20 protein-coding genes are annotated in these 24957 nt (G+C 67.4%); 6 read left to right on the top strand and 14 right to left on the bottom strand.

The features are described from left to right. Window positions 1-176 precede the first annotated feature (176 nt). Complete coding sequence (locus MLE27_RS09715; protein ID WP_243311871.1) at window positions 177-656, top strand: RT0821/Lpp0805 family surface protein; 480 nt, start codon at window positions 177-179, stop codon at window positions 654-656. 71 nt (window positions 657-727) lie between these two features. Here MLE27_RS09715 and MLE27_RS09710 read toward each other — a convergent pair whose 3' ends face one another. After that, entirely contained in the window at window positions 728-946 is a 219-nt protein-coding gene (locus MLE27_RS09710) for a hypothetical protein (protein ID WP_243311870.1), read from the bottom strand. Between the two features lie 126 nt (window positions 947-1072). Between MLE27_RS09710 and MLE27_RS09705 the strand changes: the two genes are divergently transcribed. Together MLE27_RS09705 and MLE27_RS09700 are read left to right on the top strand one after the other, a co-directional pair. Continuing rightward, entirely contained in the window at window positions 1073-1348 is a 276-nt protein-coding gene (locus tag MLE27_RS09705) for a hypothetical protein (protein ID WP_243311869.1), read from the top strand. Between the two features lie 26 nt (window positions 1349-1374). After that, window positions 1375-1860 (top strand): amphi-Trp domain-containing protein, encoded by a 486-nt coding sequence (locus tag MLE27_RS09700; protein ID WP_243311868.1) that lies wholly within the window; start codon window positions 1375-1377, stop codon window positions 1858-1860. Between the two features lie 260 nt (window positions 1861-2120). On the opposite strand, the gene MLE27_RS09695 is transcribed toward MLE27_RS09700, so the two are convergent. The 7 genes from MLE27_RS09695 to MLE27_RS09665 all read right to left on the bottom strand — a co-directional run bounded on the left by MLE27_RS09695 (window position 2121) and on the right by MLE27_RS09665 (window position 13587). Continuing rightward, window positions 2121-3677 (bottom strand): sigma 54-interacting transcriptional regulator, encoded by a 1557-nt coding sequence (locus tag MLE27_RS09695; protein ID WP_243311867.1) that lies wholly within the window; start codon window positions 3675-3677, stop codon window positions 2121-2123. A gap of 197 nt (window positions 3678-3874) precedes the next feature. Continuing rightward, the gene (locus MLE27_RS09690; protein WP_243311866.1) at window positions 3875-5698 is read right to left on the bottom strand and encodes a lysophospholipid acyltransferase family protein; all 1824 of its coding nucleotides are present in this window, start codon (window positions 5696-5698) and stop codon (window positions 3875-3877) included. 124 nt (window positions 5699-5822) lie between these two features. After that, a complete protein-coding gene (locus MLE27_RS18160) occupies window positions 5823-7301 on the bottom strand; it encodes an N-acetylmuramoyl-L-alanine amidase (RefSeq protein WP_243311865.1) in 1479 nt (492 codons plus the stop codon). A 16-nt stretch (window positions 7302-7317) separates the two neighbouring features. Next, window positions 7318-9141: a glutamine--fructose-6-phosphate transaminase (isomerizing) gene (gene glmS / locus MLE27_RS09680; RefSeq protein ID WP_243311864.1), complete on the bottom strand. Its 1824-nt coding sequence runs from the start codon at window positions 9139-9141 to the stop codon at window positions 7318-7320. Between the two features lie 62 nt (window positions 9142-9203). Next, window positions 9204-9803 (bottom strand): XTP/dITP diphosphatase, encoded by a 600-nt coding sequence (locus tag MLE27_RS09675; RefSeq protein ID WP_243311863.1) that lies wholly within the window; start codon window positions 9801-9803, stop codon window positions 9204-9206. Further along, a complete protein-coding gene (locus tag MLE27_RS09670) occupies window positions 9800-10996 on the bottom strand; it encodes a two-component system sensor histidine kinase NtrB (RefSeq protein WP_243311862.1) in 1197 nt (398 codons plus the stop codon). Before MLE27_RS09670 ends, MLE27_RS09675 begins: the two co-directional genes overlap by 4 nt. Then, a complete protein-coding gene (locus MLE27_RS09665; RefSeq protein WP_243311861.1) occupies window positions 10993-13587 on the bottom strand; it encodes a mechanosensitive ion channel domain-containing protein in 2595 nt (864 codons plus the stop codon). Before MLE27_RS09665 ends, MLE27_RS09670 begins: the two co-directional genes overlap by 4 nt. Window positions 13588-13742: 155 nt before the next feature. Between MLE27_RS09665 and rimO the strand changes: the two genes are divergently transcribed. After that, a complete protein-coding gene (gene rimO / locus MLE27_RS09660) occupies window positions 13743-15041 on the top strand; it encodes a 30S ribosomal protein S12 methylthiotransferase RimO (protein WP_243311860.1) in 1299 nt (432 codons plus the stop codon). A gap of 294 nt (window positions 15042-15335) precedes the next feature. Here the strand turns inward: rimO and MLE27_RS09655 are convergent, their stop codons facing one another. Continuing rightward, window positions 15336-16004: an HAD family hydrolase gene (locus MLE27_RS09655; protein ID WP_243311859.1), complete on the bottom strand. Its 669-nt coding sequence runs from the start codon at window positions 16002-16004 to the stop codon at window positions 15336-15338. A gap of 51 nt (window positions 16005-16055) precedes the next feature. On the opposite strand from MLE27_RS09655, the gene MLE27_RS09650 reads away from it, so the two are divergent. After that, complete coding sequence (locus MLE27_RS09650) at window positions 16056-17237, top strand: geranylgeranyl reductase family protein (protein WP_243311858.1); 1182 nt, start codon at window positions 16056-16058, stop codon at window positions 17235-17237. Window positions 17238-17392: 155 nt separating this feature from the next. Here the strand turns inward: MLE27_RS09650 and MLE27_RS09645 are convergent, their stop codons facing one another. The 5 genes from MLE27_RS09645 to MLE27_RS09625 all read right to left on the bottom strand — a co-directional run bounded on the left by MLE27_RS09645 (window position 17393) and on the right by MLE27_RS09625 (window position 21490). Next, window positions 17393-17908 (bottom strand): carboxymuconolactone decarboxylase family protein, encoded by a 516-nt coding sequence (locus tag MLE27_RS09645; protein ID WP_243311857.1) that lies wholly within the window; start codon window positions 17906-17908, stop codon window positions 17393-17395. A gap of 54 nt (window positions 17909-17962) precedes the next feature. Beyond that, window positions 17963-18541, bottom strand: a complete 579-nt coding sequence (locus MLE27_RS09640; protein ID WP_243311856.1) for a TetR/AcrR family transcriptional regulator — start codon at window positions 18539-18541, stop codon at window positions 17963-17965. Window positions 18542-18660: 119 nt separating this feature from the next. Beyond that, complete coding sequence (locus MLE27_RS09635; protein WP_243311855.1) at window positions 18661-19308, bottom strand: peroxiredoxin; 648 nt, start codon at window positions 19306-19308, stop codon at window positions 18661-18663. Between the two features lie 260 nt (window positions 19309-19568). Beyond that, window positions 19569-20381 (bottom strand): LysM peptidoglycan-binding domain-containing protein, encoded by an 813-nt coding sequence (locus tag MLE27_RS09630; protein ID WP_243311854.1) that lies wholly within the window; start codon window positions 20379-20381, stop codon window positions 19569-19571. 77 nt (window positions 20382-20458) lie between these two features. Continuing rightward, window positions 20459-21490 (bottom strand): OmpA family protein, encoded by a 1032-nt coding sequence (locus MLE27_RS09625; protein WP_243311853.1) that lies wholly within the window; start codon window positions 21488-21490, stop codon window positions 20459-20461. Window positions 21491-21894: 404 nt separating this feature from the next. Between MLE27_RS09625 and MLE27_RS09620 the strand changes: the two genes are divergently transcribed. Beyond that, window positions 21895-24810, top strand: a complete 2916-nt coding sequence (locus tag MLE27_RS09620) for an insulinase family protein (RefSeq protein ID WP_243311852.1) — start codon at window positions 21895-21897, stop codon at window positions 24808-24810. The last annotated feature ends 147 nt before the right edge of the window (window positions 24811-24957 follow it).

Here is a 24957-nt window from a genome sequence, read left to right as displayed (position 1 = left end):
CGGGACAGCAGAGAGGCTGAGGCCTCCGGCGGCCAAAGGAACTTCGTTCCTTTGGAATCCTTTTGCGCTTCGCGCCCACGGCGAGAGTATTCAGCGGCGCCAACATGAACGCGGTTTCAGTAGCCAGCCGCCCGAACTGGCGTTAGAAGCTGAGAGTTTCTCACAGGAGGATTGTAATGAAGTACGTTACCAGGCTGGTTCTGTTCACCCTCGCCCTGCAACTGCTGGCCGCCTGCGCCCCCGACGGCCAGATCACCAAGCGCGACGTGGGCATGGTCGCGGGCGGCGCCGCCGGCGGCGTTGCAGGCGGAGCCATCGGCGGCAACGACCCCGCCGGGCGGGTGATGGGCACCATCGCGGGCGTCATCATCGGCGCGGCCGTGGGCGGCTACCTGGGCAGCCTCTGGGACGACTACGACCGCAAGCAGGCGGCCTACGCCCTGGAAAACAGCCCCGACCGCCGCCAGACCCAGTGGCAGAACCCCAACACCAACCGCCAGGCGACCATCACGCCCGAGCGCACCTATTACGAGCCCAACGGAACGCCCTGCCGCGAGTTCACCCAGTCCATCTACATCGACGGCAGGAAGGAGACCGGACGGGGCACTGCCTGCCGCCAGCCCGACGGCACCTGGCGCATCATGAACAACCAGTAGCCCCCCCGCCATCCAGCCTTTCCAGCGGGCCGGACGCCCTGTCCGGCCCGCTCTCTCCGGAATATCCCCCCTCAGGGCTTGGCCGCGGGCCCTTCCTTGCCGGTGAGGTGGTTCATGGCGTAGCCGCCCTGGTAGACCACCCCCGTCTTCGTATCCAGCACGAACTCCAGCTCCCCGTCCCGGAAGTAGGCGTAGCGCCCCACATCGCGCCCCTCGGCGTAGATCAGCAGCAGCATGGCCAGCAGCACCAGCGCGGCCGCCTTGAAGATCATATCCAGTTTACCGTCCATCGGCGTATCCTCCATTGCGGGTTCCATGTTCCCCGGGCCTTGCCGCGTCAAGGCCGGTGGTGGTTGCAGGGCTTTGCGGTTTGTGTATGATCCGTACAAATTCTGTACGGATTTTGAGAGGGAGCCATGTCCATATTCAAGAACGACCGCGAAACAAAACGCATGATTTTCAATGTTTATGTCGACACAGCCGAACGCCTGGACAAGGCGCGGGAGCTCTCCCGCTCGTTCGAAAAACGCCTCGACGTGGATACGTGCATCAACAAGGCCCTCGAAAAGTTCCTGCACAAGGCCGAGAAGAAGCTCGAAGAAATGCAGCGCGCCAACAAGGACAGGCCCTGCCGCGCCGCAACCCCGTCCCCGGATTCCGGCCAGGACGCCACCCCAGACACGGCCGACTGAACCGGCCGACAGCACAGGAGCCATACATGAGCAAAGCCAGCATCGCCATCTCCGGCGTCACGGACCCCCAGGCCCTGGCGCAGATCCTCTCGGACCTCGCCGGAAGCCTGCGGGCGGGCACCATCTGCCTGCGCAAGGGCGCGGAATACGTCACCCTCAAGCCCGCCACCCGAATGGATTTCGAGATCGAGGCCGCCATCAAGAAGGGCAGGCAGAAGTTCAGCCTGGAGGTGAAGTGGGAGGAGATCCCGGAGCAGGTACCCGCGGGCGATTTCACCATAAGCGCCACGGAGCCCGCCGCGCACGAGGCCGCCGCGGAGGAACCCTGCGCACCGGGCGAGGCCGTCCAGGCCGCCGCTCCCGCCGGGGAGCCCGAGCCGGTGAAGCAGCGCAAGAACGGCAAAAAGGCCGAGAAGAAGAAAGAGAAAATGCACGACAAGAAGCATGGGAAGAAGCCCGAGGATGCCCCCCAGACCGAAGAGGCCGCCGGGGTCAAGCCTGTGGAGCTGTAGCCCGCCGAGACCTGCCGCGAATGAAAGAGGGGGCCGCGAGGCCCCCTTCCGTATTTCCGAAGTGCGGGCCAATGCCCGCGCGCACTCTTTGTCTGGCCTGATCCCGCTGCCCCGCCTCACGGCCCGAGGCATGGCGAAAGTTCAAATATCCACCTTCCCGCCCCATTTGCGGGTCAAGGGGGCCACGCCCCCTTGCGGGGTGCGGGGCGGAGCCCCGCGTCATCCGCCTGCGGCCTTTCCTGCCTCTTGCGGCCCACGCCTTAGCTGAGGTCCAGGTCCTGGTCGCGGCCCCGGCGCTCGTTGACCATGCGCTCCAGGCCGAACTTGCGGATGCGGTAGCCCATCTGGCGCAGCGTCAGGCCGAGCTCCCTGGCCGCGCGCGACTGCACCCAGTTGTGGCGCTCCAGGGCGGCCATGACCTCGCGCTTCTCCATGTCCTTCAAGCTGGCCTGGCCGTCCAGGCTGGCCTGGGGCGCGGGCTTGCCCGCCGTGAAGAAGTAGGGCGGCACGTCGGCCAGGTCGATGCGCTCGTCCTCCACCATGATGGAGAGGCGCTCCACCAGGTTCTCCATCTCGCGCACGTTGCCGGGCCAGTCGTACTTCACCAGGGCGTCCAGGGCCCTGGGCGTGAAGGAGAGCCTGCGCCCGTATTCGCGGGAGAGCTTGTCCAGGAAGTGGTTGAGCAGCGCGGGGATGTCCTCCCGGCGCTCGCGCAGCGAGGGCACCAGCACGGGGAACACGTTGAGGCGGTAGTAGAGGTCCTCCCGGAACTCGCCGTGGCTCACGGCGTCGGCCAGGTCGCGGTTGGTGGCCGCGATGATGCGCACGTCCACCTTGCGGGTCTTGATGCCGCCCAGGCGCTCGAACTCGCGCTCCTGCAGGAAGCGCAGCAACTTGGACTGGATGCCCGCCGAGAGCTCGCCGATCTCGTCCAGGAAGATGGTGCCCTTGTCCGCCTCCTCGAAGCGGCCGGGCTTGGGCGCGGCCGCGCCGGTGAAGGCGCCCTTCTCGTAGCCGAAGAGCTCCGACTCTAGCAGGTTCTCCGGGATGGCCGCGCAGTTGACCTTGATGAAGGGATACTTGGCCCGGTCGGAGAGCTCGTGGATCATGCGCGCGGTGAGGGTCTTGCCCGTGCCGGATTCGCCCAGCAGCAGCACCGTGGCCCTGGTGGGGGCCACCTTCTCGATCATCTGGTGCACGCGGGTCATGGGCTGGCTCTGGCCCACGATGAAGAAGCGGTGGTAAGTCTTGGAGAGCTTGAAGCGAAGCGAGAGGTTCTCGCGCCGCAGGTTCTCCTCGCGGGCGCGCACCTGCTTGCCTAGCTGCACGAACTGCCCGATGAGCGCGGCCACGATGGAGAGGAAGCGCACGTCCTCGTCGTAGGAGACGTCGTCGCTGAAGAGGCGGTCGGCGGTGAGCACGCCGCCGGGCTGGCCCTTGATGGTCACGGGCACGCCCAGGAAGGCGATGCGCCCGCGCTCCATCCCGCGCGATTGGGTCTTGTCCAGGAAGAGGGGCTCCTTGGTGATGTCTGGCACCACGAAGGGCTTGCCCGTCTGGAAGATGCGCCCGGTGACGCCCTCGTCCAGGCGGTAGACGCCGCGCCGCTTCTCCTCCGGGGTGAGGCCGTGGGAGGCGCTGATGGCCAGGGTGTTGGTCTCTTCGTCGAGCAGGGTGATGGTGGCGCGCTTCATCTCCAGGGTTTCGGAGAGGATGCGCAGTATGTCGCTCAGGGTCTGGTCCAGGTCCAGGGCCTGACCGATGATCTGCGATATTTCGTAAAGAACTTTCAGTTCCAGCTGGCTGACGCTGTTCATTGCAATTCCAAGCGAATATGGAGTCGGCGGCCGCCCCGCGCGGCCATGCCCGTTTCCCCGTACTAACTACAAAAATGTATACTTGCAATCCCCCAAATGCGTCATAGTCACCCCAGCCTCAAGACCAGGCAAATTAACAAGTGAGTCCGACAACTTACGCAGGCGGACTCCTGATTATTTTTTTACGAAAACGTTAATCAGGCACTGCGTTTGAATCCGCCGTCGTCATGGAAGGCCAGAAAGCCCGCCAGGCCCTCCTTGCCCAGGTAGCGCTCCAGTTGCTTGCGCTCGGTGTGGAGCAGGTCCACCACGATGAGCCCGTCCAGGGCGTCGCTGAAGCCGGGGTCCACGTTGAAGGCCAGGATCTTGCCGCCCAGCTTGAGGTACTGGCGCATGAGCACCGGGATGCCCTTGCTGTCGCGCTCGGCCGCGCTGACCAGCTCGGAGAGGCGCTCCACGTCGTCCACCAGGGTTTTGGCGGCGCGCTTCAGCCAGCCCGGCGCCCTGAGCGGCTTGCGGGGCTTCACGAAGCGGGAGAGGTCCGGCTTCTCCCCGCAGGAGTCGAAATACCCGGCGATGAGCTGGCGGGAGGCAGTCTGGTACTCGTTGGTGATGCTTACCGGGCCGAACAGGCGACGGTAGCGGGGCTCCCGGGCCACAACCGTGCCGATGCCCTTCCAGAGCAGCAGCAGGGCGTTGTAGCTCTTCTGGTATTCGGCCCTAACGAAGGAGCGGCCCATCTCCAAAGCGGGGCCGAGCTCGTGCAGGAAGCGCGGCTTGAGCCGGAAGAGCGTGCCCACGTAGAGCCCTGCTGGTCCGCGCTCCGCCAGGATCTCGTCCGTGCGGCCCAGGCGGTACGCGCCCACCACCTCGCGCTCCTTGGCGTTCCAGATGAACACGTGGGAATAGAACGTGTCGAAGGAGTCCAGGTCGCAGGAGGAGCCGGTGCCCTCGCCCACCTTGCGGAAGGTGGCCTCGCGCAGCCGCCCGATCTCCCTGAGCACCAGGGGGATGTCCTTGGCGCGGGCCTCGTAGACCCTGAAGGCGCCGCTCTCCAAAAGCAGGGCCGCCTCGGGCAGGCGGGCCACCTCGGCCTCCATGAGCGAGGGGTCCAGCGGAGCGATGAGGGCTTCCTGGCGGTTGATGGAGCGCACGGGGAAGCTCCTGAAGGGGCTCTTGCGGGCCTTGCCGCCGCCGAGCATCTCGGTGTGCAGGCGCAGGTAGTCGGCGGCCTGCTTGTCCGAGAGCTCCTCCAGGCGCGCGGACGCTATGGGCTGGCCCACGCGCACCTCCACGGTGGTGCGGGCCTTGTTCACGAATTCGCGGGGCAGCAGCATGGTGCGCAGCCTGGGGTGCACCAGCCCGGCCAGGTGGAACATGGCTCCGTTGGCCCCGGCGAAGTGCACCGGCACCACCGTGGCCCCGCAGGCCTTGATGATCCTGGCGATGGAGGGGCTCCAGCTGGGTTCGGCCACCCTGCCCTCGCGCACGTTGAAGTGGGCCACTTCACCCGCGGGGAACACGCCCAGGGCCGCGCCGTCGCGCAGCCAGGCGATGCTCTCGCGCAGGGGGGCGATATTGCGCCCCAGGGCGCGCCCCGTGCCGAAGGGGTCCACCAGGATGAACAGCTCCCGCAGCTCCTGGATGCGGCCCAGCAGGTGGTTGGCCATGATCTTGGCGTCGGGGCGCACGCGGTGAAGCATCTCGGCCAGGAAGATGCCCTCCAGGCCCCCGAAGGGATGGTTGGCCACCACCACCACGGGGCCGGTGGCGGGGATGCGCGCCAGGTCCTCGCTTGAAACGTTGCACTTGAAGCCGAAGGCGTCCACCAGGCCGTGCAAGAAGTCCATGCCGGTGGCCTGGTCGGGTATGCGGCTGTAGCTGCGGGAGAGCTGGTCGAGGCCCAGGGCCTTGGCGATGGGTTTGCCCGCCAGGCGCAGCACGGTGCGCGCGAGGGGATGGCGGACGTTGTTTTCGAGACGGAAGATGTCGCGGCGGGTCTGGTCGGATCGTGGATGCATGGCTGCCTCCGGTAGGTGAAGTACCGATAGGCAGTGCTAGCGCGGGTCTGTTTCGGGGGTGTGGTGCTTGTGTGACCGTTCGCGCCCTTCAGGTTGCGAACATGTTTCAGGGGGAAAGGGCGGCTCAACCGCCGAAGCGTTCGATCTTCTGCTTGTAGGCCCGCACGCCCTCGGCGAGGCCCTGGGCCAGGCCGTCGAGGTACTTCTCGTTGCGCAGGTGGGCGGCCTCGGCCGGGTTGGTGATGTAGCCCACCTCCACCAGAATGGCGGGCATCTTGGCCCCCAGCAGCACGTAGAACGGGGCCTCGTGCACTCCCCTGTCCCGGGCGGAGCCGCCCCGCTTGGCCTGGTTCAGGGCCGAGGCGTGCGCCGCGCGGGCGAAATCGCGCGATTCGGTCAGCTTGGAGGCGTGCATGAGCTCGTCCAGGATCTTCTGCATGTCCGAGATGCGCCTGGGGTCCACGGAGTTCTCCCGAGCGGCCACCCGCACCTCGTCGGGCGTGGAGGCCAGGTTCAGCGAGTAGGTCTCAAGCCCTGAGGAGCCGGGATCGCCGTGCGCGTTGCAGTGCACGGAGACGAACAGGTCGGCCTTGCGGGCGTTGGCCATGGCGGTGCGCCCCTCCAGGGAGACGAACTTGTCCTGCGTGCGGGTGTAGAGCACCTCGAAGCCCATTTTCTCGAGCTTCTCGCCCAGCAGCCTGGCGATGCGCAGGTTCACGTCCTTCTCCACCAGGCCGCCCGCGCCGTGGGCGCCGGGGTCCTTGCCGCCGTGGCCGGCGTCCACCATGACGCGGCGCACCGTGAGCCCCAGCTGCTCCACCAGCTGGCGGGCCATCTTCTTGCGCCCCGGCGTGGCCAACAGGGGCGCGGTCTCGGCGGGTGCGGCCTCCTGAGCGGCTGCTTCGGGCGCTGCCTGCGTTTTGCCCTTGCCCTTCGGCTGCGCCTGGGGTTCGGCGGATTTGCCCGATGCGGCCTTGTCCTTGTCGGCCTTGTCTTCGGCGGCGCGGGCCTTGGCGGACTGACCCTGCACGTCCACGATGATGCGGTAGGGGTTCTCCAGCACGAAGACCTGCTGGTTCTTGAGGTTCTCCACCTCAACCACCAGCCGGGTCACGCCGGGCTTGTAGGGGGCCAGGCGCACCTTGCGGGCCACGTCGCCCCGCACGTCGAAGCGGCCGGGCACGCCGGGCTTGATGCGGGTGTCGTCCAGGTCGACGTAGAGGCGGCGCAGCCCGTCCTTGGAGGCCTCGGGCGGCAGGAGCTGCCAGTGGTGCTGCACTTCGCCCGCGAGCACCACCGCGATGCGCGAATAGTCCTTGCCGGACCAGATCTGCACGTCCGTGACGGGGGTGAGCTTCGCGGGCTTGGCCTCTTTGCCGGCCTTGCCGACTTGGCCATCCTTTGGGGTCTTGGCGGATGTCGTGGAAGTGTCCGCCTTGGCGGACTTGGCGGATTTGGCCTGGCCGGACGCCTTGGCCGCATCCGGGGCGGAGGCGGCCAAGGCGGAACCGGAGCCGAGGCCCGCGCACAGGCACAGGCCCAGAGCGGCCAAGAAAAGCGCCAGCAGCAACGGGCGCGCGGCCAGAGCCGCAGGACGGATCACCCGCACCCCGCCGCCCCTACTCCACGGTGACGGACTTGGCCAGGTTGCGGGGCTGGTCCACGTCCTTGCCGAGATAGTCGGCCATCTCGTAGGCGAAGAGCTGCAGCGCGGGCAGCATCAGGAACGTGTTCATGGGCCCCCAGACGTTGGGCACCTCCCAGAGGTCGTCCACGCGCAGGTCCGTGCCGGCGCGGCTCAGGGCCACGATCTTGCCGCCGCGCGCCTGCACTTCCTCCAGGTTGGACTTCACCTTGGGGTAGAGCTCGTCCGCCGGAGCCAGGGCGAAGGTTGGGAACTTGGGGTCGATGAGGGCGATGGGGCCGTGCTTCATCTCGCCGGACGCATAGCCCTCGGCGTGGATGTAGCTGATCTCCTTCAGCTTGAGCGCGCCCTCCAGGGCCAGCGGGAAGGAGGTGCCGCGCCCCAGGTACAGGAAGCTGCGGGCCTCGGAGTAGGCTCTGGCCAGCTCGGCCGCGCGGGAGCGCATGCGCGGCAGCTCGGCCTCCAGCACGTCGGGCAGGGCGGTCATGGTGCGCAGGCAGTTGACGCGCACGTCCTCGGGCAGCACGCCCTTCTGTTGGCCCCAGTGCATGGCCAGCAGGGTCAAAAGCGTCAACTGGGAACACATGGCCTTGGTGGAGGCCACGGATATCTCCGGCCCGGCCTGGGTGTAGATTACCCGGTCGGCCTCCCGCGAGACGGTGGAGCCCACCACGTTGCACAGGCCCACCACGGTGGCCCCGCGCTCCTTGGCCAGGCGCATGGTGGCCAGGGTGTCGGCCGTTTCGCCCGACTGGGAGATGGCCAGCACCGTGTCGCCGGGGCCCAGGATGGGGTCGCGGTAGCGGAACTCGGAGGCGATCTCCACCCGGGTGGGCACCTTGGCCCAGGTCTCCAGCAGGTACATGCCCCACAGGCCCGCGTGGTAGCTGGTGCCGCAGGCCACGATGGTCAACCGCTCGGGCACGGGCATGCCCTCCAGGTCGGGCAACAGCGCGCGGCAGGCCGAGTGGTCGGCGCGCCCGGCCATGCAGTCCGCGATGACGCGGGGCTGCTCGAAGATCTCCTTGAGCATGAAATGCTTGTATCCGCCCTTCTGGGCGGCCTGCACGTCCCAGGCGATGTGCTGGGGCGTCTTCTCGATGGGGGCCAGGGTGGCGGCGTCCATCACCTTCCAGGAGTTGGCGTCGATGCGCACCATCTCGCCGTCCTCCAGGAAGACCACCTCGCGGGTGTAGGGCAGGAAGGCCGGGATGTCCGAGGCCACGAAGTTCTCGCCCACGCCCACGCCCATGACCAGCGGGGAGGACTTGCGCGCCGCGTAGAGCACGCCCGGGTTCTCCTGGCTGACCACACATATCGCGTAGGACCCGTCCACGCGGCCCAGCGCGTAGGACACGGCCTTCTCGAAGTCGCCGTGCTCGGCCAGGTGCAGGCCAACCAGGTGCGCCAGGACCTCGGTATCCGTCTCGGAGGCGAAGACGACGCCCTTGGCCTTGAGCTCCTCGCGCAGATCCTGGTAGTTCTCGATGATGCCGTTGTGCACCAGGGCCACGCGGCCGGACTGGTCGCGGTGCGGGTGGGCGTTGCGCTCCACGGGCAGCCCGTGGGTGGCCCAGCGGGTGTGGCCCATGCCCGAGGTGGCCGTGTGCGTGGGCATGGTGGCCAGCTTGTTCTCCAGGTTGCAGAGCTTGCCCTCGGCGCGCACCACCGTGAGCTCGCCGTGCTGGACGTAGGCCACTCCGGCGGAGTCGTAGCCGCGGTATTCGAGACGCTTGAGACCCTCTATGATCACGGGGACCGCGGGGCGGTGCCCGCTATAACCGATGATGCCGCACATGGATGATCCTTCTGTGGTGGGGTGGAAAAACTACCCGCCAGTTCCAGTATTCGACGGAACTGTCAAGAGCGGGCGAACCCGGCCCAGTCCTTGAGCAGGGCGCGCAGGGCGCGGCCCCGGTGGCTGCGGGCGTTCTTCTGCTCCGCGCTCATCTCGGCGGCGCTGAGGCCCAGCTCCGCGTCGATGAACAGCGGGTCGTAGCCGAAGCCGCCGGAGCCTTTGGGCGCGAAGCCCACGCGGCCCTCCCAGGCGCCGAGCGTGGTGAGCTCGCGCCCGTCCGGGCGGCTGGCCACGATGGCGGAGATGAAGCGGCAGGCCCTTTGGCCCTCGGGCACGTCCGCCAGGGCGGCCAGCAGCTTCTCGTTGTTGGAGGCGTCCGTGGCGCCCTCGCCGGAGTAGCGCGCCGAGCGCACCCCGGGCTCGCCTCCCAGGGCGTCCACCACCAGGCCCGAGTCGTCCGCCAGGGCGATGAGCCCGGTGGCTTGGCTCACGGCCTGGGCCTTGATGCGGGCGTTGGCTTCGAAAGTATCGCCCGTTTCCTCGATCTCGCCGATCTGGGGGAAGCGGTCCAGGCCCAGAACCTCGACATCCATTCCGGCCATCATGGCCTGCAGCTCGCGCACCTTGCCCTGGTTGCGCGTGGCCAGCACCACCTGCGTCATGCGTTCCCTCCCCCGTTTTCCGAGCCTCCGCGCCAGATGCCGTCATGGCGCGGGGCGGCGTAGGATTCCAGATTCTCTTCCACCGCGGCGTCCACCGGCGGCATCACCAGGCGCACCACCGTGCCCCGGCCCACCTCGCTCTCCAGCTCCACCGCGCCGCCCAGCTCGTCGAGTATCTTGCGGGTCATGGCCAGGCCCAGGCCGGAGCCCTTGTCCTTGGTGGAGAAGAAGGGGTTGAACACCTGGTCCAGATGCTCGGGCAGGATGCCCTTGCCCGTGTCCGCCAGTTCCATGACCACCTGCCCCCGGCGCAGGTAGCAGCGCAGGGTGAGCTCCCCGCCCTCGGGCATGGCCTCCATGGAGTTCTTGACCATGTTGATGAGGCACTGCTTGATGAGGTCCGGGTCGCCCTTGACCAGGGGCAGGCCGGAGTCCACCTCCACGCGCACGGCGATGTCCTGCTTCTGGCAGCCCAGGGCCATGAGACCCATGGTCTGCTCGGCCGTGGCCGCCACGTCGATCTGCCCGTCAGCGCCCTGGGTGGGCCGGGCGAAATTCAAGAGGCTTTTGAGGATCTTGTCCAGCCGGTTGGACTCCTCCAGGATGATGGAGACCTTGCCCCGGGCGCGCTCGTCCAGGTTGCCGGAGCGCAGCAACGAGTTGGCGAACCCCGCGATGGCGAAGAGTGGATTCCTGATCTCATGGGCCACGTAGGTGGAGAGCTCGCCCACGGCGGCCAGCTTCTCGGACTGCTGCAGGCGGCGCTCCATGTAGGTGCGCTGGGTGATGTCGCGGCGCAGCAGCACCACGTGGGAGAGCTTCCCCCCGCTGTCCATGACCGGGTAGGTGTAGACGCGGAAGGTGTGCATGCGGCCCTCGGCGTCCACCACGGTCTGCACCTGCTCGCTCTTGCCGCCGGTGCGCACGCTCTCCCACAGGGCGGGGTCCTCCTTGGCCTCGCATACGCCCTGGAAGCCGCTCAGGGCCTCGCGGCAGGCCTTGCCCAGGAAGTTCCGCCGGTCGCCGCCCAGGCGTTCCAGCACGGCGCGGTTGACCTCCACCACGCAGCCGCCCGCGTCCAGCACCACGATGTCGTCGGGTATCTGGTCGATGACCGAGGTCAGCAGGCTGGGTTCGCTGAGCAGGGCTTCGGCGCACACGTCCGCTACCGGGCGGATGGGGTCGTCGGTCATGTCCGGCCTCCGTCTTTGTCGGGGCTGAAGGGCGGGGACGCCTCGCTCCCGCTGGCCATCTTAACGTTCACGTCCCGTTGCGGGAAGGGTATCTCCACCCCGTTCTCCCGGAAGGCGCGGTCCACGGCGAGGTGGATGTCCGAGCTGGTCCTGGCGGCGTTGTCCAGGTCGTTGACCCAGAAGCCCAGCCGGAAGTTGAGCGATGAATCCGCGAAGGCGATGAAGTAGACTATGGGCTTGGGCTCCGCCAGCACGTTGGGGTGGGAGCTCGCGGCCTCCAGCAGCAGCCGCTGCACCAGGGCCGTGTCCGAGCCGTAGGCCACGCCCACTTCCAGCAGGCGGCGCACGCGGCGGTCCTTGTGGGACCAGTTGATGATCTTCTGGGCGATCAGGTCGGAGTTGGGCACGAACAGCGTGGCGTTGTCGAGGGTCTGCACCACGGTGTTGCGGATGTTCACCCGCTGCACCTTGCCCCAGGTTTCGCCGATCTGGAGCATGTCGCCCGCCTGGACGCTACGCCCGAAGAGCAGGATCAGGCCGGAGATGAAATTGTTGATGATGTTCTGCAGGCCGAAGCCGATACCCACGGAGAGGCCGCCCGCGACCACCGCCAGGCTGGTGAAGTTGGCCCCGGCCAGGCGCAGGGCGATGAGCACGTACAGGCCCCAGACCACATAGGTTGAGATGGTCTCCAGCAGGTTCAGCACCCCGCGCTCCAGGTCCGGCCGGCGCACGGGCAGCTCCGCGATGAGCCTGTCCGCCACGCGGGTGGCCGCGCGGGCCAGGTAGAACCCGATGAAGATCACGGCCAGTCGCCAGAGGTCCAGGCTGAAGCCTTCGCCCCCCACGTCGGAGCTCACCGCGGAGAGGAACACGCTGCTGCCGCCCATGGCCAGGGACAGCCAGAACAGGAAACAGCCCGCCATGGCGATGACCGTCAGCGGCAGGGCCAGCCCACCCGCCAAGGACCGGAGCACCTCGCCCGTGAAGTCCGCCGAGGGGCGGGCCGCCAGCCTGCCCACCAGCCCGTAGAGCGCCAGACCGGCCTGCAGCAGCACCAGTGCCATGAACCAGCCTTCGGCCGCCAGCATGGTCAGGTTCACCCAGCCGAAGAGCGCGGGCAGGCACAGCAGCGGGTAAAGCCAGCCGCCGGCCCCGGCCAGGCGCGACACCGCGTCGGCCCCGCGCCTGGGCGCGCCCCTGCGCACCAGCCACCCGGCCGCGAACAGGGCCAGCACCCAGGCCCCGCCCCGGAAGGCGTCCGGCAGCCAGGGCATCTGCAGCAGCACGGCCAGGGTGAACATTCCCCAGGCCAGGCCCACGGGATTCTTCGGCCTGCGGGCCTTGGCGGGCTTGGCCTCGGCGACCGGCTGTGCTTCGGCGGAGGCTTCGGGCGCGGTTTCCACCGGAGCGTCGGCCCCGGCCGGAGGCGTCACGCCCTCGCAGGCCGCGTCGGGCTGCTCGGCGAACGCTTCCGCCTCGTCCTGGTCCGCATAACCGCCCTGCTCCGCTTGCGCGTCTGCCACCAGTTCCGTTTCGGGCTTGGCGGCGGGGCCGGCAAGGCCGCCGCAGCGCAGCAGATGCAGGAACCAGGCGAGCCCCAGCACGCCCCGGGAGATCAGCACCTCGGCCAGGGCCCCGGTCTCGGCGCGCACCAGCACGTAGCCCGCGCCCGCCGTGGCCCAGAGCACGCCCACGCCCGCGCCGATCCAGGCCAGGGAGCCCAGCGGCCTGCCCGCCCTGAACCCGCCGAAGCGCTTCTCCAGCCGCTTGAGCACCACCGCCGCGCCGCCCACGAGCACCAGCATCAGGCCCAGGAGCCGGGTGAGCAGGTCCTTGGTGCGGCCGTCGCCCGCGTCGAAGAGGTTGGCGAAGGTGGCCACGTAGCGCGGCAGGTTGCCCATGTGCTGGATGGCCTCCTGCCAGGCCCCCAGGGAGAGCAGGCTCTTGCCGGAGGCGAAGTAGTAGTCCTTCCAGGCCCTGGGGATGCGCTCCTTGACGGTCTGGACTGAGCGCCCGATGCCCGCGGTGAGGTCGCGCGTGGGGTTGAGCCCCTGGTCCAGCACGGTCTTCACGCGGCCCAGCTTGTTCTTGAGCTTGCGCAGGTCGCCCAGGAAGTCGCCAAGGGACTTGTTGAGCTCAGGCGACGGCCCCTCGGCGGCCTGCTGAGAGAACTCGGCGTCCAACTCCCCCAGGCGCTCCTGGAAGCGCTTGAGGTCGGAGTCGGCCTTCTGGAAGGGCTGGGTCACGGCCTCGACGCGGGCCTGGAGGATGTCCAGCCCGGCCAGCACGGCGCGCAGCTCCATGGGGTTGCCGCCGGACACGCGCCCGAGCACCATGAGCTCGTCGAGCTTCTTGCGCAGGGAGGCCAGGTCCTGCCGGGTCTGCTTGACCATGCCCGGCAGCGTCTGGGAGACGCCGTCCACGTATTCGATCTGGTATTGCAGCTCCTCGTAGTTTCGCTGGAGCATGAGCTTCCAGTTCTCTGCCTCCTCGGCATGGGCGGAGCTGGTGCTGCAAAGCTGCGCCGCGGCGAGCAGCGCGAACAGGGCGGTTATCAGGAGGCGTCGACGGAAGAAAGTCATGGACATGTAGGAATCTCCAAAGCCGGGCGCGGGGCTTTTTTCCCTGCGCCTCTCATTCTTATTTAGCGGGTTCCGGGCGCGATATCAACGTGGGCCGCCCGCGCCGGCCCCCTCATGCCTCGCGCCTCGCTTTTTGGCCCGCTCGCTGCTAGAAGCCCCGCATGGCCGACACAATCCCCGTATACACGATTTCCCTTGGCTGCCCCAAGAATCTGGTGGACACCGAATTCCTGCTGGGGGGCCTGCCCGGGCGCGCCCGCCCGGTGGACAGCCCCGAGGACGCAGCCCTGGTGCTGGTGAACACCTGCGGCTTCATTCGCCCCGCCGTGGAGGAGTCCGTCTCCGAAATCCTCGACGCGGCCGAGGCCATCGCAAACCTCACGCCCAAGCCCCTGCTGGCCGTGGCGGGCTGCCTGGTGAGCCGCTACGGCGCGGAGCTGGCCCAGTCCATGCCCGAGGTGGACCTCTGGCTCACCACCCACGAGCTGCCGGACTGGCCCGCCAAGATCGCCCTGGCCATGGGCCGGGCCGCCGCCGGGAAGCCCGCGCGCATGCACTCCAGCCCGCCCGGGTACGCCTACCTCAAGGTCAGCGAGGGCTGCCGCCACAAGTGCCGCTTCTGCACCATCCCCTCCATCCGGGGCACGCTCAAGAGCACGCCCGTGGCCGAACTTACGCGCGAGGCCGAAAACATCCTCTCCACCGGCCGCAAGGAGCTCATCCTGGTGGCCCAGGACCTCACCGCCTTCGGGCACGACCTTGACCCCAAGCAGGACCTTCGCGCCCTGCTGGAAGCCCTGCTGCCCCTCTCCGGCCTGGAGCGGCTACGCCTGCTCTACCTCTACCCCGCCGGGCTCACCCCCGAACTGCTGGACTTCCTCAAGGACGCCGGGCCGCCCTTCGTGCCCTACTTCGACATCCCGCTGCAGCACGCCCACCCTGACATCCTGCGCTCCATGGGCCGCCCCTTCGCCAAGGACCCCAGGCGCGTGATCGACCTGGTGCGCTCCCGCTTCCCCGAGGCGGCCATCCGCACCAGCCTGATCGTGGGCTATCCGGGCGAGACGCGCACGCATTTCAACTTCCTGCTCAATTTCGTGCGGGAGGTGCGCTTCCAGCACCTGGGCGTGTTCGCCTACCAGCGCGAGGAGGGCACGCCCGCGGCCGCCATGGCCGGACAGGTGGGCGCCAAGACCAGCCAGGGCCGCAAGGATGCGATCATGGCCGCGCAGGCCGAGATTTCGGAGGAGTGGCTCTCCGGGTTCGAGAACAAGAGTCTGGACGTGCTGGTGGACGCCCCCCACCCCGAGTGGCCGGGGCTGCACGTGGGGCGCACCTGGTTCCAGGCCCCGGAGATCGACGGCGTGACCTACGTATCAGGCCCGGGAGTCAAGCCCGGGGCCATGGTCAAGGCCCTGATCGAGGAAGCCAAGACCTACGATCTGGTGGCGTTGGCGTAAGGCCGGGAAGAGCCTCCGGCGGCCAGGGGCGCTCCCCCTGGACCCCGCGAGAGGGATTTCATCCCTCTCGACTCCCCTTTAGCTTCGCGTCCGGCAAGCTGGCCTTGCCCCGGATCGCCGCATTGGGCCATCGCCGTGAACCGTATTGTCTCCCCGGTGAGGCCGCGCAGGGCGGCGCATGACGATATTCTTCCAATTTATCGGCGTGCGCCGCCCTGCGCGGTCTCACCGGGGAGACTCCAACAACAAACCTGCCGCTGTGTACTTCTTTCGGGATCCCAAAGGGCGTAGCCCTCAAATCCAGCCTTCGGCGGCCAATCTCTCCACCAACTCCCCTGCGTGGGCGGCCAGGAAGTCCGGCCCTGTGCCGGCAAGGGTCCTGGCGTCGGTCTCACCGCTGGCGACCGCCGCCGCGAAGGCCCCTGCCCTACGCGCGGTGAGCACGTCCAGGGGGTGGTCCCCCACCATCAGGGACGCCTCCGGCCCCACACCGAGCCCGCCCAGCGCGGCCAGCAGGTGCGCCGGGTCCGGCTTCACGGCGTCAACGTCCTCACGGGTGAGCAGCACGGAGAGATACTCCCCGGCGTCCGGGAATACCGTCGCCACCGAGGCCCGCGTGTTGCGCGTGATGACCGCCGGGGCCACGCCCACCCGCCTGAGCCCCGCCAGGATGGGCCGTGTGAAACCGAACAGGCTGGTGCGCAGGGCGGCCTCGGCCTCCATCTCCTCGATGATGGCGTGGGCAGCCCGCCTGAAGCTTGCCGCGGGGCCTTCATCCATGCTCCCGGCCAATCGCTCGATCCACTCCAAGGCGGGCAAGGGGCCGGGTTCGGCCCTGCCGCAGGGGTAACCGGCCCCAAGCTCGCCGATGCGCCGCTTCATGAGCGCGAAATCGAGCGCGGGCCGGGCCAGCGTGCCGTCGAAATCGAACACCACCGCGCGCAGGCGCGTCACCTTCTCCATCGTTGCCTCCCGCAGCGCAACCGGGTATCAGGAGGCCCTCCTGGGGGCAAGATGACACACTACGACGTTCTCATCGCCGGGGCCGGTCCCGCCGGGACGGCCGCCGCCGCCGTGCTCGCCCGCGCTGGCGCTTCCGTGCTGGTGCTCGACCGCAAGGCCTTCCCGCGCGACAAGCTTTGCGCCGGGCTCTTCACCTGGAAGACCGTGCGCACCCTGGGCCGCGTGTTCGGCGCCACAGCGCAGGAACTGGTGGCGAAGGGCGTCATCAACCACGTCAGCCACGAATTCCGCATCCGCCACCGGGAGATGATCCTCTCCGGCGGAAAACTGGTCTACCCCTTCCACTTCGTGGACCGCCGCGTGTTCGACGCCTGGTGCCTGGAGCAGGCCGTTGCAGCCGGGGCCGAGGTTGTGCAGGGCGAGGGCGTGGAGTTTGTGGACCCGGCGCGCGGGCTTGTGCGCACCAGCGCCGGGCGGGAGCTGACCGCCGGGCACATCATCGGCGCGGACGGGGCTTTGAGCACCGTGCGCACCTTCTGCGGCATCGAGCCCGAGTTGTGGCGCGCCGAACAAGGCATGGGCCTGGAGATCTACCTGGAGCGGGGCTGGATCGCGAATCAGCCCGGCCTGCACGAGGACATCCTGGCCGACTTCCCCACCATCTACTCCGGCTTCGTGCACGCCGGGTACGGCTGGGTCTTCCCCCACTCCGACCGTGTGATCCTGGGCATCGGCGGCCTGTACCGCGCCAACCGCGCGGGCGAGTTCCGCCACGCCCTGGCCGACTTCCTGGACTTCCTGGGCATCCCCGAAGGACATGGCCTGCCCGTGAAAGGCCACCCCCTGCCCTACGGCAACTGGCTGGAGAAGCCCTATTCAGGGCGCGTGCTCCTGGCCGGGGACGCTGGCGGCATGGTGGAGCCCTTCTTCGGCGAGGGCATCCACTACGCCCTGCACACCGGTGAGCTGGCGGCCAAGGCCGCGCTGGCTGCGCAAGGCAACGGCGCAGCGGCTGGCGAGCACTACGTGCGGGCGCTCAAGCGTACCGTGTTCACGGAGCTGGCCTGGTCGAAGCATCTGCGGCGGCTGCTCTACTTCTTCGTGCGCAACGGAGCGCTGCTGCCCGTGCGCGGCTTCCTGGGCGGGGGCGGAAACAAGCTGCAGGAGATGGTGCACGGCATGCGCTCGTTCAAGCTGCTGCGCGACATCCGCGACCAGCACCCCGAGCGCTAAACACTCCGCCAAGTGGAAACCGGTCAGCCTCCGCGTCTTTAGGAGGAGTCTGACCGATACACGCCCGCGCCTAAGCGGCGCTTACCCGGCATATCTCACCAAAACAAAGAGCCGTGGCCCCAGGGCCACGGCTCTTTTGTTTTCCGGCGCGAAGGTTAGCGGATAAATGCCTTGAACAGCACGGAGGAGGCCACCATGTTGGCAGCGGCGGAACAGGCGTCCAGGATGTCCGCGTCGCTGAAGCCCAGGCTGCGAAGAGCCTTCACCTCCTTTTCGGTGACCGAGGCGGGCTCGTCCACAACCTTGTGGACGAAGTGCAGCAGCTGCTCCTCCTCCTTGTCCAGCCCGGCGGCCGTGGGGTCGCACTCCAGCCTGCGGATGCGCTCGTCCTCCAGGCCCATGCGGCTGAGAATGCCCCTGTTGAACACCTCGCAGGCCGCATGCCCCACCTTGGCCGCCACGCTGTAGCGCAAGGCGGTGAAAAACTCGGGCGACAGGCGCTTGTGGTTGCGGAAATAGTCTATCACCTGCAGGTGCCGCTCCATGAGGCCCGGGCTGGCGCTCATGAGCTGGAGGGTCTTGGGTACGCCGATCTCCGGCGGGAACTTGGCGTACAGGTCGGCGATCAAGCCTTTGGCGGCTTCCGGGGCAACGGTTTCGAGCAGGAACATGGGATACCTCCTAGTATTAGACCGGTCGGTTAGTTGGTTCTCCAAAAACAAACGCTACACGAGCAGCCTGTCGAAAACAACGGACATGAAGCGATCCAAGGCCTCGGGGCCTGCGTCCGCCTTCATGCGCAGCAGCGCCCCTTCCCAGGCGTCCACGATGAAGGCAGCGGCCGTGGCCGGGTCCATGCCCTGGGGCAGGAGCCCGGACTGGGCGGCCTCCTCCAGCAGGGAGCGCACCATGGCGGTGAGACCGTCCAGGGCCTGGCGCAGCCGCTCACGGAGGGGGCCGGAGAGAGCGCTCATCTCCTGCGCGAGCCCGCCGATGGGGCACCCCAGGGCGTAGCCCGCCTCCTCCCGCGATTGAATCCGCGCCAGGAACAGCCTCCGCAACCGCTCCAGCGGCGGTGTCGAAGCGTCGGCGAGCACCGGCTCCCACCCCGAGCGCACGATCTCGCAATAATGCTCCACAAGGGCCAGGCCCAGGGCCTCCTTGGAGGGGAAATAGAAGTAGAAGGAGCCCTTGGGCACCTTGGCCGCTTCCACGATCTCCTTGATCCCGGTGGCGGTGTAGCCCTGCATGTGGATCAGCCGCGCGGCGGCTTCGATGATTTCCTGGCGGGTGTCGCGCTTCATGTTGAATTAAATAGACCGGTCGTCTAGTCGCGTAAACAATTTTCCTCTTAAAAACCGAAGCGGGCTCCGGCTTGCGCCGGAGCCCGCTTGATTACGCAATCCTCGGGGATGAAACAGCGTTACCCGTTGAGCGCCTCATAGACCTTGCCGACCATCTTCTCGGAGGGGGTCAGGGTCTTGCCGCCCGGGGTCCACTTGGCGGGGCAGGCCTCGGCCGGGTGGTCGATTAGGTAGAGGTTGGCCTCGATCTTGCGCTGGAGTTCGTCGGCGTTGCGCCCGACGTTGTAGAAGTTCACCTCGGAGGAGACCAGCACCCCGTCCGGGTTGATGATGAAGGTGCCGCGCAAGGCCAGCCCGGTATCCGGGTCATAGACGCCGAAGTAGCGGGAGAGCTTGCCCGTGGGGTCGGCCACCATCTTGTAGCGGACGCCTTCCAACAGGCGCTCGCTGCCCTTCCAGGCCATGTGGGTGAACTTGGTGTCCGTGGAGACGGAGAGCACCTCGACGCCAGCCTCTTTGAGCCCAGGGTGTTTCACGGCCAGGTCGGCCAGTTCCGTGGGGCAGACGAAGGTGAAGTCCGCCGGGTAGAAGAACAGCACGGTCCATTTCTTCTCCGTCCGGAGCTTCTCCAGGCTGATTTCGCCGAAGAAGCCCTCTTCCGGGTCGAATACATCGGCGGTGAAATCGGTCACCGGCTTGCCCACGTGGGCGTGTTCGCAGCCGCCATGGCTATGTTCGTGGGAGTGGGTGGTGGTTTCGCAGCTCATGGGAGCCTCCTGTGTATGTTTATCTTAATAAGAATAGTTCTTACTGGCTTCGATCATACACATTTCCCCAGAAATTACATCCCCCGAAAGCCGATTATTTCATCACGGCGTGATTTTCCTTGATCCAGGCGGTCAATCCTCGGGTTTGAGGCTGGAACCAGGGGAAATACCCAACTCGCCCAGGTAAATCGCAAGAAAAAGGCCCCGCCGGAGGGAACCGGGGGGCCTTATGAACCAATCGCCTGCGGATTTGCCTGTGCCTAGCGCCAGGCCCGCTTCTTGCCGGAGTAGCTGAAGATCTCGCGCATGGATTCCTGCTTCACCTCTTCCTGGGTGGAAGCCAGGGCCGCCTGGGCGGTGTTGCCGTAGGTGCGGTGCATCTCCAGCTGGTAGGTGATGTGGCCCACGTAGGGGGTGTCGTCATAGTCGACGCGCTTGACCTCGGTCTGCATGGTGTTGATGAGGATCACACCATAGCTGGCCACGTAGCGCCCGTCCTCCTGCTTCACTTCCTTGCGGTCCTTGTTGGACTGGGAAAGCGCGGTGGACTTCTGCAGCCACTTGGTGGCGTAGTCGTGGAACTCCGCCTTGATCTTCTCGAATGTCGCCTCGTCGTCCACCTTGCCGGACTTCTTCTTGCCCTTCTCCGGGGCCGTGGCGGACTCGATGCCGTACGGATCGGACTTGGAGCCCTTGCCCTTGCCCACCTTGGGTTCGGCGGGTTCCTTGACCGTTGGCTCCTTGGCCGCGGACAGGGGGGTGGGCGCCGCCGGGGAGGCGGTCTTGCCGGGGATGGTCAGCACCATCCCGGCCTTCACTTCCTTCGCGCTCTTGAGGTTGTTGCCCGCGAGCACGATGGAGGCGGGAACGCCGTACTTCTTGGCGATGGCGGCCACGGTGTCGCCCTTCTTGACCGTGTGGGTCAGCGGCGGGGGCGGCGGCGGAGGCGGCGGCGGGGGCGCGGGTTCGGGCTTGACCTCCACCACGGGGGCTGGCTGGGGTTTCTCCCCAAACATCGAGCAGCCGGACAACGCCAGGCAGAATGCCAGGGCAGGGACGATAATCTTGTTCATGACGCTCCCTCCAAAAAAAAAAGAACCAGGCGGAACCTAACGGCTCCGCCTGGTTTTGTCACGAGGCTAGATGGAGGTTAGTTCGACTTGAACTTGATCTCCACGCGGCGGTTCATCTTGCGGCCTTCGGCGGTCTTGTTGTCGTAGCGGGGGTTGGCCTTGCCGAAGCCGACGGCGGTGATGCGGCCAGCGTCCACGCCCTTCTTCACGAAGTAGGCCTTCACGGAGTTGGCGCGGCGCAGGGACAGAGCCATGTTGTACTTCTCGGTGCCCACGGAGTCGGTGTGGCCTTCGAGGATCACGGCCAGGTTGGGCTTGGACTTGATGATGGCGACGCCTTCGTCAAGAACGGGGATGAATTCCTTCTTGATGTTGTACTTGTCGAAGTCGAAGTAGATGGAGCGGAAGATCACCACTTCGTCGTCGATGAAGTCGTACAGGGCGCACTTCAGGAAGTTCTCGCGAGCGGTCTGGTTGCGCAGCACCTCTTCGCCCAGGGCGAAGCAGGAGCACTTGGACAGAGCGGCGATTTCCTTCAGGACCTGCTCGCCGTGCTTGTTGTCGGCGAAGCTGATGACGCTGAAGCAGATCTTGTCGCCGTACTTGGCCTGCATCTGCTTGGCCACGCCCACGGGATCGACGCCCAGGTTGGAGTCGCCGTCGGACAGGATGATGACGGCGGTCTTGCCAGACAGGCCGCCGATGACCTTGTCGAGGTCATTCAGGCCGACGCCCATGGGGGTCATGCGGCCATAGGCCTCATAGTTGGTGGACAGGGGAGCGATGGCCTTGTCCATGGCGGCCTTGTCGTAAGGAGCCATGCCCGCATACTGCTTGTAGGGGGCGAAGGTGTACAGGCCGGCCTTGTAGGGCAGGGCGGGGATGAGCTTGTTGAGCTCGACCACGGTGGACTTGGCCATCATGATCTTGGAGACGCCGCCGAACTGAACATAGCGCTGTCCCTTGTAGGAAAACGCCATGGAGCTCGAGTGGTCCACGAACAGGATGAAGTTGTCGACCTTGGGAACCATCTTCTTGGCAGCGGCCGGAAGAGCCGTGCCGACCAGGGCCATGATCAGCATGGCCACGATGATGCGCATTTTCTTCATGCCTAAGTCCTCCTTCCAAATCAAAGTGAATTGTCTCAAAAACTGAGCCACCCTCAGAGCCGTTAACACGCGCCGCCCTTCGACCCCGGGGCCCGCCTGGGGGTTCCGGACGCGCCCGGACGGCAGAGGCGGCGCGTTTCCTCGCGATAACCATACAGAAAAACTCACCTGCGGGGCAAGTGGTTTTCCCTGTCGGCTCCCTTTCTAGAGCATTCATTAAAATTTGGCAAGAATTTGACTTCGAAGCTTCGTGCTTTTATCCGCCTTGGCCGCACGCGGCTCGCAACCCAAGGAACCGCAACGCTATCCAGCGGTTGCGGCATTTCTTCGCGGCGCATTCGCAGGCCTTTGCCTCTGCGGCCCCGCTGCGTTATCTTATCCGAACTTCATAAAAGGGAGCGACAATGCCCGAAACATACGGTTTCACGCTGGTCACCGAACAGCGCATCGATGAATACGACATGCAGGCCAGGCTCTACCGGCACGAGCCCACCGGGGCGGAGCTGCTTTCCCTCTCCTGCGCGGACGACAACAAGGTCTTCGGCGTCAGCTTCCGCACGCCGCCCGCCGATTCCACCGGCGTGCCCCACATCCTGGAGCACTCCGTACTCTGCGGCTCCCGGCGCTACCCCGTGAAGGAGCCCTTCGTGGAGCTCCTCAAGAGCTCGCTGCAGACCTTCCTCAACGCCTTCACCTACCCCGACAAGACCTGCTACCCCGTGGCCAGCGCCAACCTGGCCGACTTCTACAACCTGGTGGACGTCTACCTGGACGCGGTTTTCCACCCGCGCATCCCCGAGGAGATCTTCGGCCAGGAGGGCTGGCACCTCCACCCCGAGGACGGCGGCCTCGTGTTCAAGGGCGTGGTCTACAACGAGATGAAGGGCGTCTACTCCTCCCCCGAAAGCCTGCTGGGCGAACTCTCCCAGCGCAGCGTATTCCCGGATCAAGCATACGGGGTGGACTCCGGCGGCGACCCGGCCCACATCCCCGACCTGACCTACGCCCAGTTCAAGGATTTCCACAGCCGTTACTACCACCCCTCCAACGCGCGCTTCTTCTTCTATGGCGACGACGACCCGCAGCGCCGCCTGGAGATCCTGGACGCATACCTGCGCGACTACACCCGCATCCAGGTGGATTCCGCCATCGCGCTGCAACCCCGCTTCAGCGAGCCGCGCCGCCTGGAGGCCACCTACGCCTGCGCCGCCCCCCGCGAGGACTCGCCTCCCCCCAAAGCCTACTTCACGGTGAACTGGCTGCTGCCCGAGGTGCGCGACATGGAGCTGGGCCTGGCCCTGGCCGTGCTGGAGCACACGCTCATCGGCCTGCCCGGCTCGCCCCTGCGCCGGGCGCTCATCTCCTCCGGCCTGGGCGAGGACCTCTCCGGCGGCGGCCTCGAGGCAGAGCTGCGCCAGATGGTCTTCTCCATCGGCCTCAAGGGAGTCATGCCCGAGGACCTGCCCAAGGCCGAGGCCCTGGTGCTCGACACCCTGCGCTCCATCCAGGAGCGGGGCGTGGCCCCCGAGGACGTGGAGGCGGCCCTGAACACCATCGAGTTCCGGCTGCGCGAGAACAACACCGGCTCCTTCCCGCGCGGGCTCTCGCTCATGCTGCGCGCCCTGACCACCTGGCTGCACGGCGGCGACCCCCTGGCCCCCATCCGCTTCCAGGCCCCGCTGGAATCCCTCAAGGCCCGCATCGCCTCCGGCGAGAAGGTCATCGAGAAGCTGCTGGCCGAGCACCTCATCGAAAACACCCACCGCGCCCACGTGGCCCTGCTGCCCGACCCCGCCATGGCCCAGCGCCTGGTGGACGAGGAAAAACAGCGCGTGGAGGCGGCCCAAGCCGCGCTCACCCCCGAGGCCCGCGCCCACGCCCTGGATCTGGCCCGGCGCATCCAGCTCTTCCAGGACACCCCGGACTCCCCCGAGGCCCTGGCCACCATCCCCAACCTGCACCTGGCCGACCTGCCCGCCCGCAACCGGGCCATCCCGGCCGATTGGCGCGCCCCGGACCTCTTCTTCCACGACCTGCCCACCAACGGCGTGGTCTACCTGGAGCTGGCCTTCGACATGGCCGGAACGCCGCGCGAGCTGCTGCCCCTGGTCCCGCTGTTCGGGCGCGCCCTGGTGGAGTGCGGCACCGACCGCGAGGACTTCGCCCAGTTCCTGAACCGGGTAGCCCGCAAGACCGGCGGCATCGGGGCCTCCGTCTCCATGACCTCCGTGCGCGGGGCCGGGCCAGGCGTGGCGTCATCCCGCATGGTGCTGGGTGGCAAGGCCACCCCGGACCGCGCCCCCGAGTTCCTGGAGCTCATGCGCGACGCCCTGACCCGCGCCAACTTCGACAACGAGCCCCGCTTCAAGGAGATGCTCCTGGAGGCCAAGGCCCGTGCCGAACGCGGGCTGGTCACCTCCGGCCACGCCTACGCGGCGCGGCGGTTGCGCTCCCGCTTCGGCAGGGCCTCCCTGGCGGACGAGCTGCTCTCCGGCCTCACGGGCATCGAGAGCCTGCGCGCCTGGGCCGCCGACTTCGACACCCATTGGCCCAAGCTGCGCGAGGGTCTGCACGAGCTGCGCCGCCTGGTGCTCTGCTCCTCGGGCCTGCAAGCCAACGTCACCCTGGACGCCAGCCACTTCGGCGGGTTCGAGCCCGCGCTGCGCGACATGATCGGCAGCCTGCCCCAGGGCGCGCCCGCCTCGCCCGCCGCCTGGGACGCCCCCGCCCTGCCCGCCCGCGAGGGCCTGGCCGCGCCCGTGCAGGTGAACTACGTGGCCCAGGCCCGCAACCTTGCCGAGGTCGGCTACGCGCCCCACGGCTCCATGCTGGTGGCCTGCCGCTACCTGCGCAACGCCTACCTCTGGGAGCGCGTGCGCGTGCGCGGCGGAGCCTACGGCGCGTTCTGCACCTTCGACCGCCACGCCAACCTGCTGACCATGCTCTCCTACCGCGACCCCAACATCGCCAAGACCCTGGAGGCCTTCGCCGAAGCCGGGGACTTCCTGGGCAGCCTGGACATCCCCGCCGAGGAGCTTGAACGCGCCGTGATCGGCACCGTGGGCGACCTGGACGCCTACATGCTCCCCGACGCCCAGGGGCACGTGGCCCTGGTGCGCCACTGGAGCCGCGACACCGAGGAGGCAAGGCAGGCCCTGCGCGAGGAGGTGATGGGCACCACGCTTACGCAGCTGCGCCAGGCCGGGAAAGCCATCGCCGCGGGCATCGCCGGAGCGCCCGTGGTGGTGCTGGGCTCCAGGGAGAACCTGGAGCAGGCCCGCCAGGCCATGCCGGATATGGAGATCACCTCCGCGCTTTAGAACACGCGCGAGGTACGGACGAAAAGAAGAAGGCCCGTCCGGTGTTCTGCCGGACGGGCCTTTTATCACGCCGATCCGGGGGGGGGGGGGGGGGGGGGGGGGGGGGGGGGGGGGGGGGGGGGGGGGGGGGGGGGGGGGGGGGGGGGG

Source organism: Fundidesulfovibrio agrisoli (assembly GCF_022808715.1).
Taxonomy (GTDB): Bacteria; Desulfobacterota; Desulfovibrionia; order Desulfovibrionales; family Desulfovibrionaceae; genus Fundidesulfovibrio; species Fundidesulfovibrio agrisoli.
This window is presented reverse-complemented; position numbering and strand designations above follow the sequence as displayed.

Bases quoted from the DNA above. Each gene is read 5' to 3' on its own strand.
- MLE27_RS09715 (WP_243311871.1), top strand. From the start codon at position 177: ATGAAGTACGTTACCAGGCTGGTTCTGTTCACCCTCGCCCTGCAACTG.
- MLE27_RS09710 (WP_243311870.1), bottom strand. From the start codon at position 946: ATGGACGGTAAACTGGATATGATCTTCAAGGCGGCCGCGCTGGTGCTG.
- MLE27_RS09705 (WP_243311869.1), top strand. From the start codon at position 1,073: ATGTCCATATTCAAGAACGACCGCGAAACAAAACGCATGATTTTCAAT.
- MLE27_RS09700 (WP_243311868.1), top strand. From the start codon at position 1,375: ATGAGCAAAGCCAGCATCGCCATCTCCGGCGTCACGGACCCCCAGGCC.
- MLE27_RS09695 (WP_243311867.1), bottom strand. From the start codon at position 3,677: ATGAACAGCGTCAGCCAGCTGGAACTGAAAGTTCTTTACGAAATATCG.
- MLE27_RS09690 (WP_243311866.1), bottom strand. From the start codon at position 5,698: ATGCATCCACGATCCGACCAGACCCGCCGCGACATCTTCCGTCTCGAA.
- glmS (WP_243311864.1), bottom strand. From the start codon at position 9,141: ATGTGCGGCATCATCGGTTATAGCGGGCACCGCCCCGCGGTCCCCGTG.
- MLE27_RS09675 (WP_243311863.1), bottom strand. From the start codon at position 9,803: ATGACGCAGGTGGTGCTGGCCACGCGCAACCAGGGCAAGGTGCGCGAG.
- MLE27_RS09670 (WP_243311862.1), bottom strand. From the start codon at position 10,996: ATGACCGACGACCCCATCCGCCCGGTAGCGGACGTGTGCGCCGAAGCC.
- MLE27_RS09665 (WP_243311861.1), bottom strand. From the start codon at position 13,587: ATGTCCATGACTTTCTTCCGTCGACGCCTCCTGATAACCGCCCTGTTC.
- rimO (WP_243311860.1), top strand. From the start codon at position 13,743: ATGGCCGACACAATCCCCGTATACACGATTTCCCTTGGCTGCCCCAAG.
- MLE27_RS09655 (WP_243311859.1), bottom strand. From the start codon at position 16,004: ATGGAGAAGGTGACGCGCCTGCGCGCGGTGGTGTTCGATTTCGACGGC.
- MLE27_RS09650 (WP_243311858.1), top strand. From the start codon at position 16,056: ATGACACACTACGACGTTCTCATCGCCGGGGCCGGTCCCGCCGGGACG.
- MLE27_RS09645 (WP_243311857.1), bottom strand. From the start codon at position 17,908: ATGTTCCTGCTCGAAACCGTTGCCCCGGAAGCCGCCAAAGGCTTGATC.
- MLE27_RS09640 (WP_243311856.1), bottom strand. From the start codon at position 18,541: ATGAAGCGCGACACCCGCCAGGAAATCATCGAAGCCGCCGCGCGGCTG.
- MLE27_RS09635 (WP_243311855.1), bottom strand. From the start codon at position 19,308: ATGAGCTGCGAAACCACCACCCACTCCCACGAACATAGCCATGGCGGC.
- MLE27_RS09630 (WP_243311854.1), bottom strand. From the start codon at position 20,381: ATGAACAAGATTATCGTCCCTGCCCTGGCATTCTGCCTGGCGTTGTCC.
- MLE27_RS09625 (WP_243311853.1), bottom strand. From the start codon at position 21,490: ATGAAGAAAATGCGCATCATCGTGGCCATGCTGATCATGGCCCTGGTC.
- MLE27_RS09620 (WP_243311852.1), top strand. From the start codon at position 21,895: ATGCCCGAAACATACGGTTTCACGCTGGTCACCGAACAGCGCATCGAT.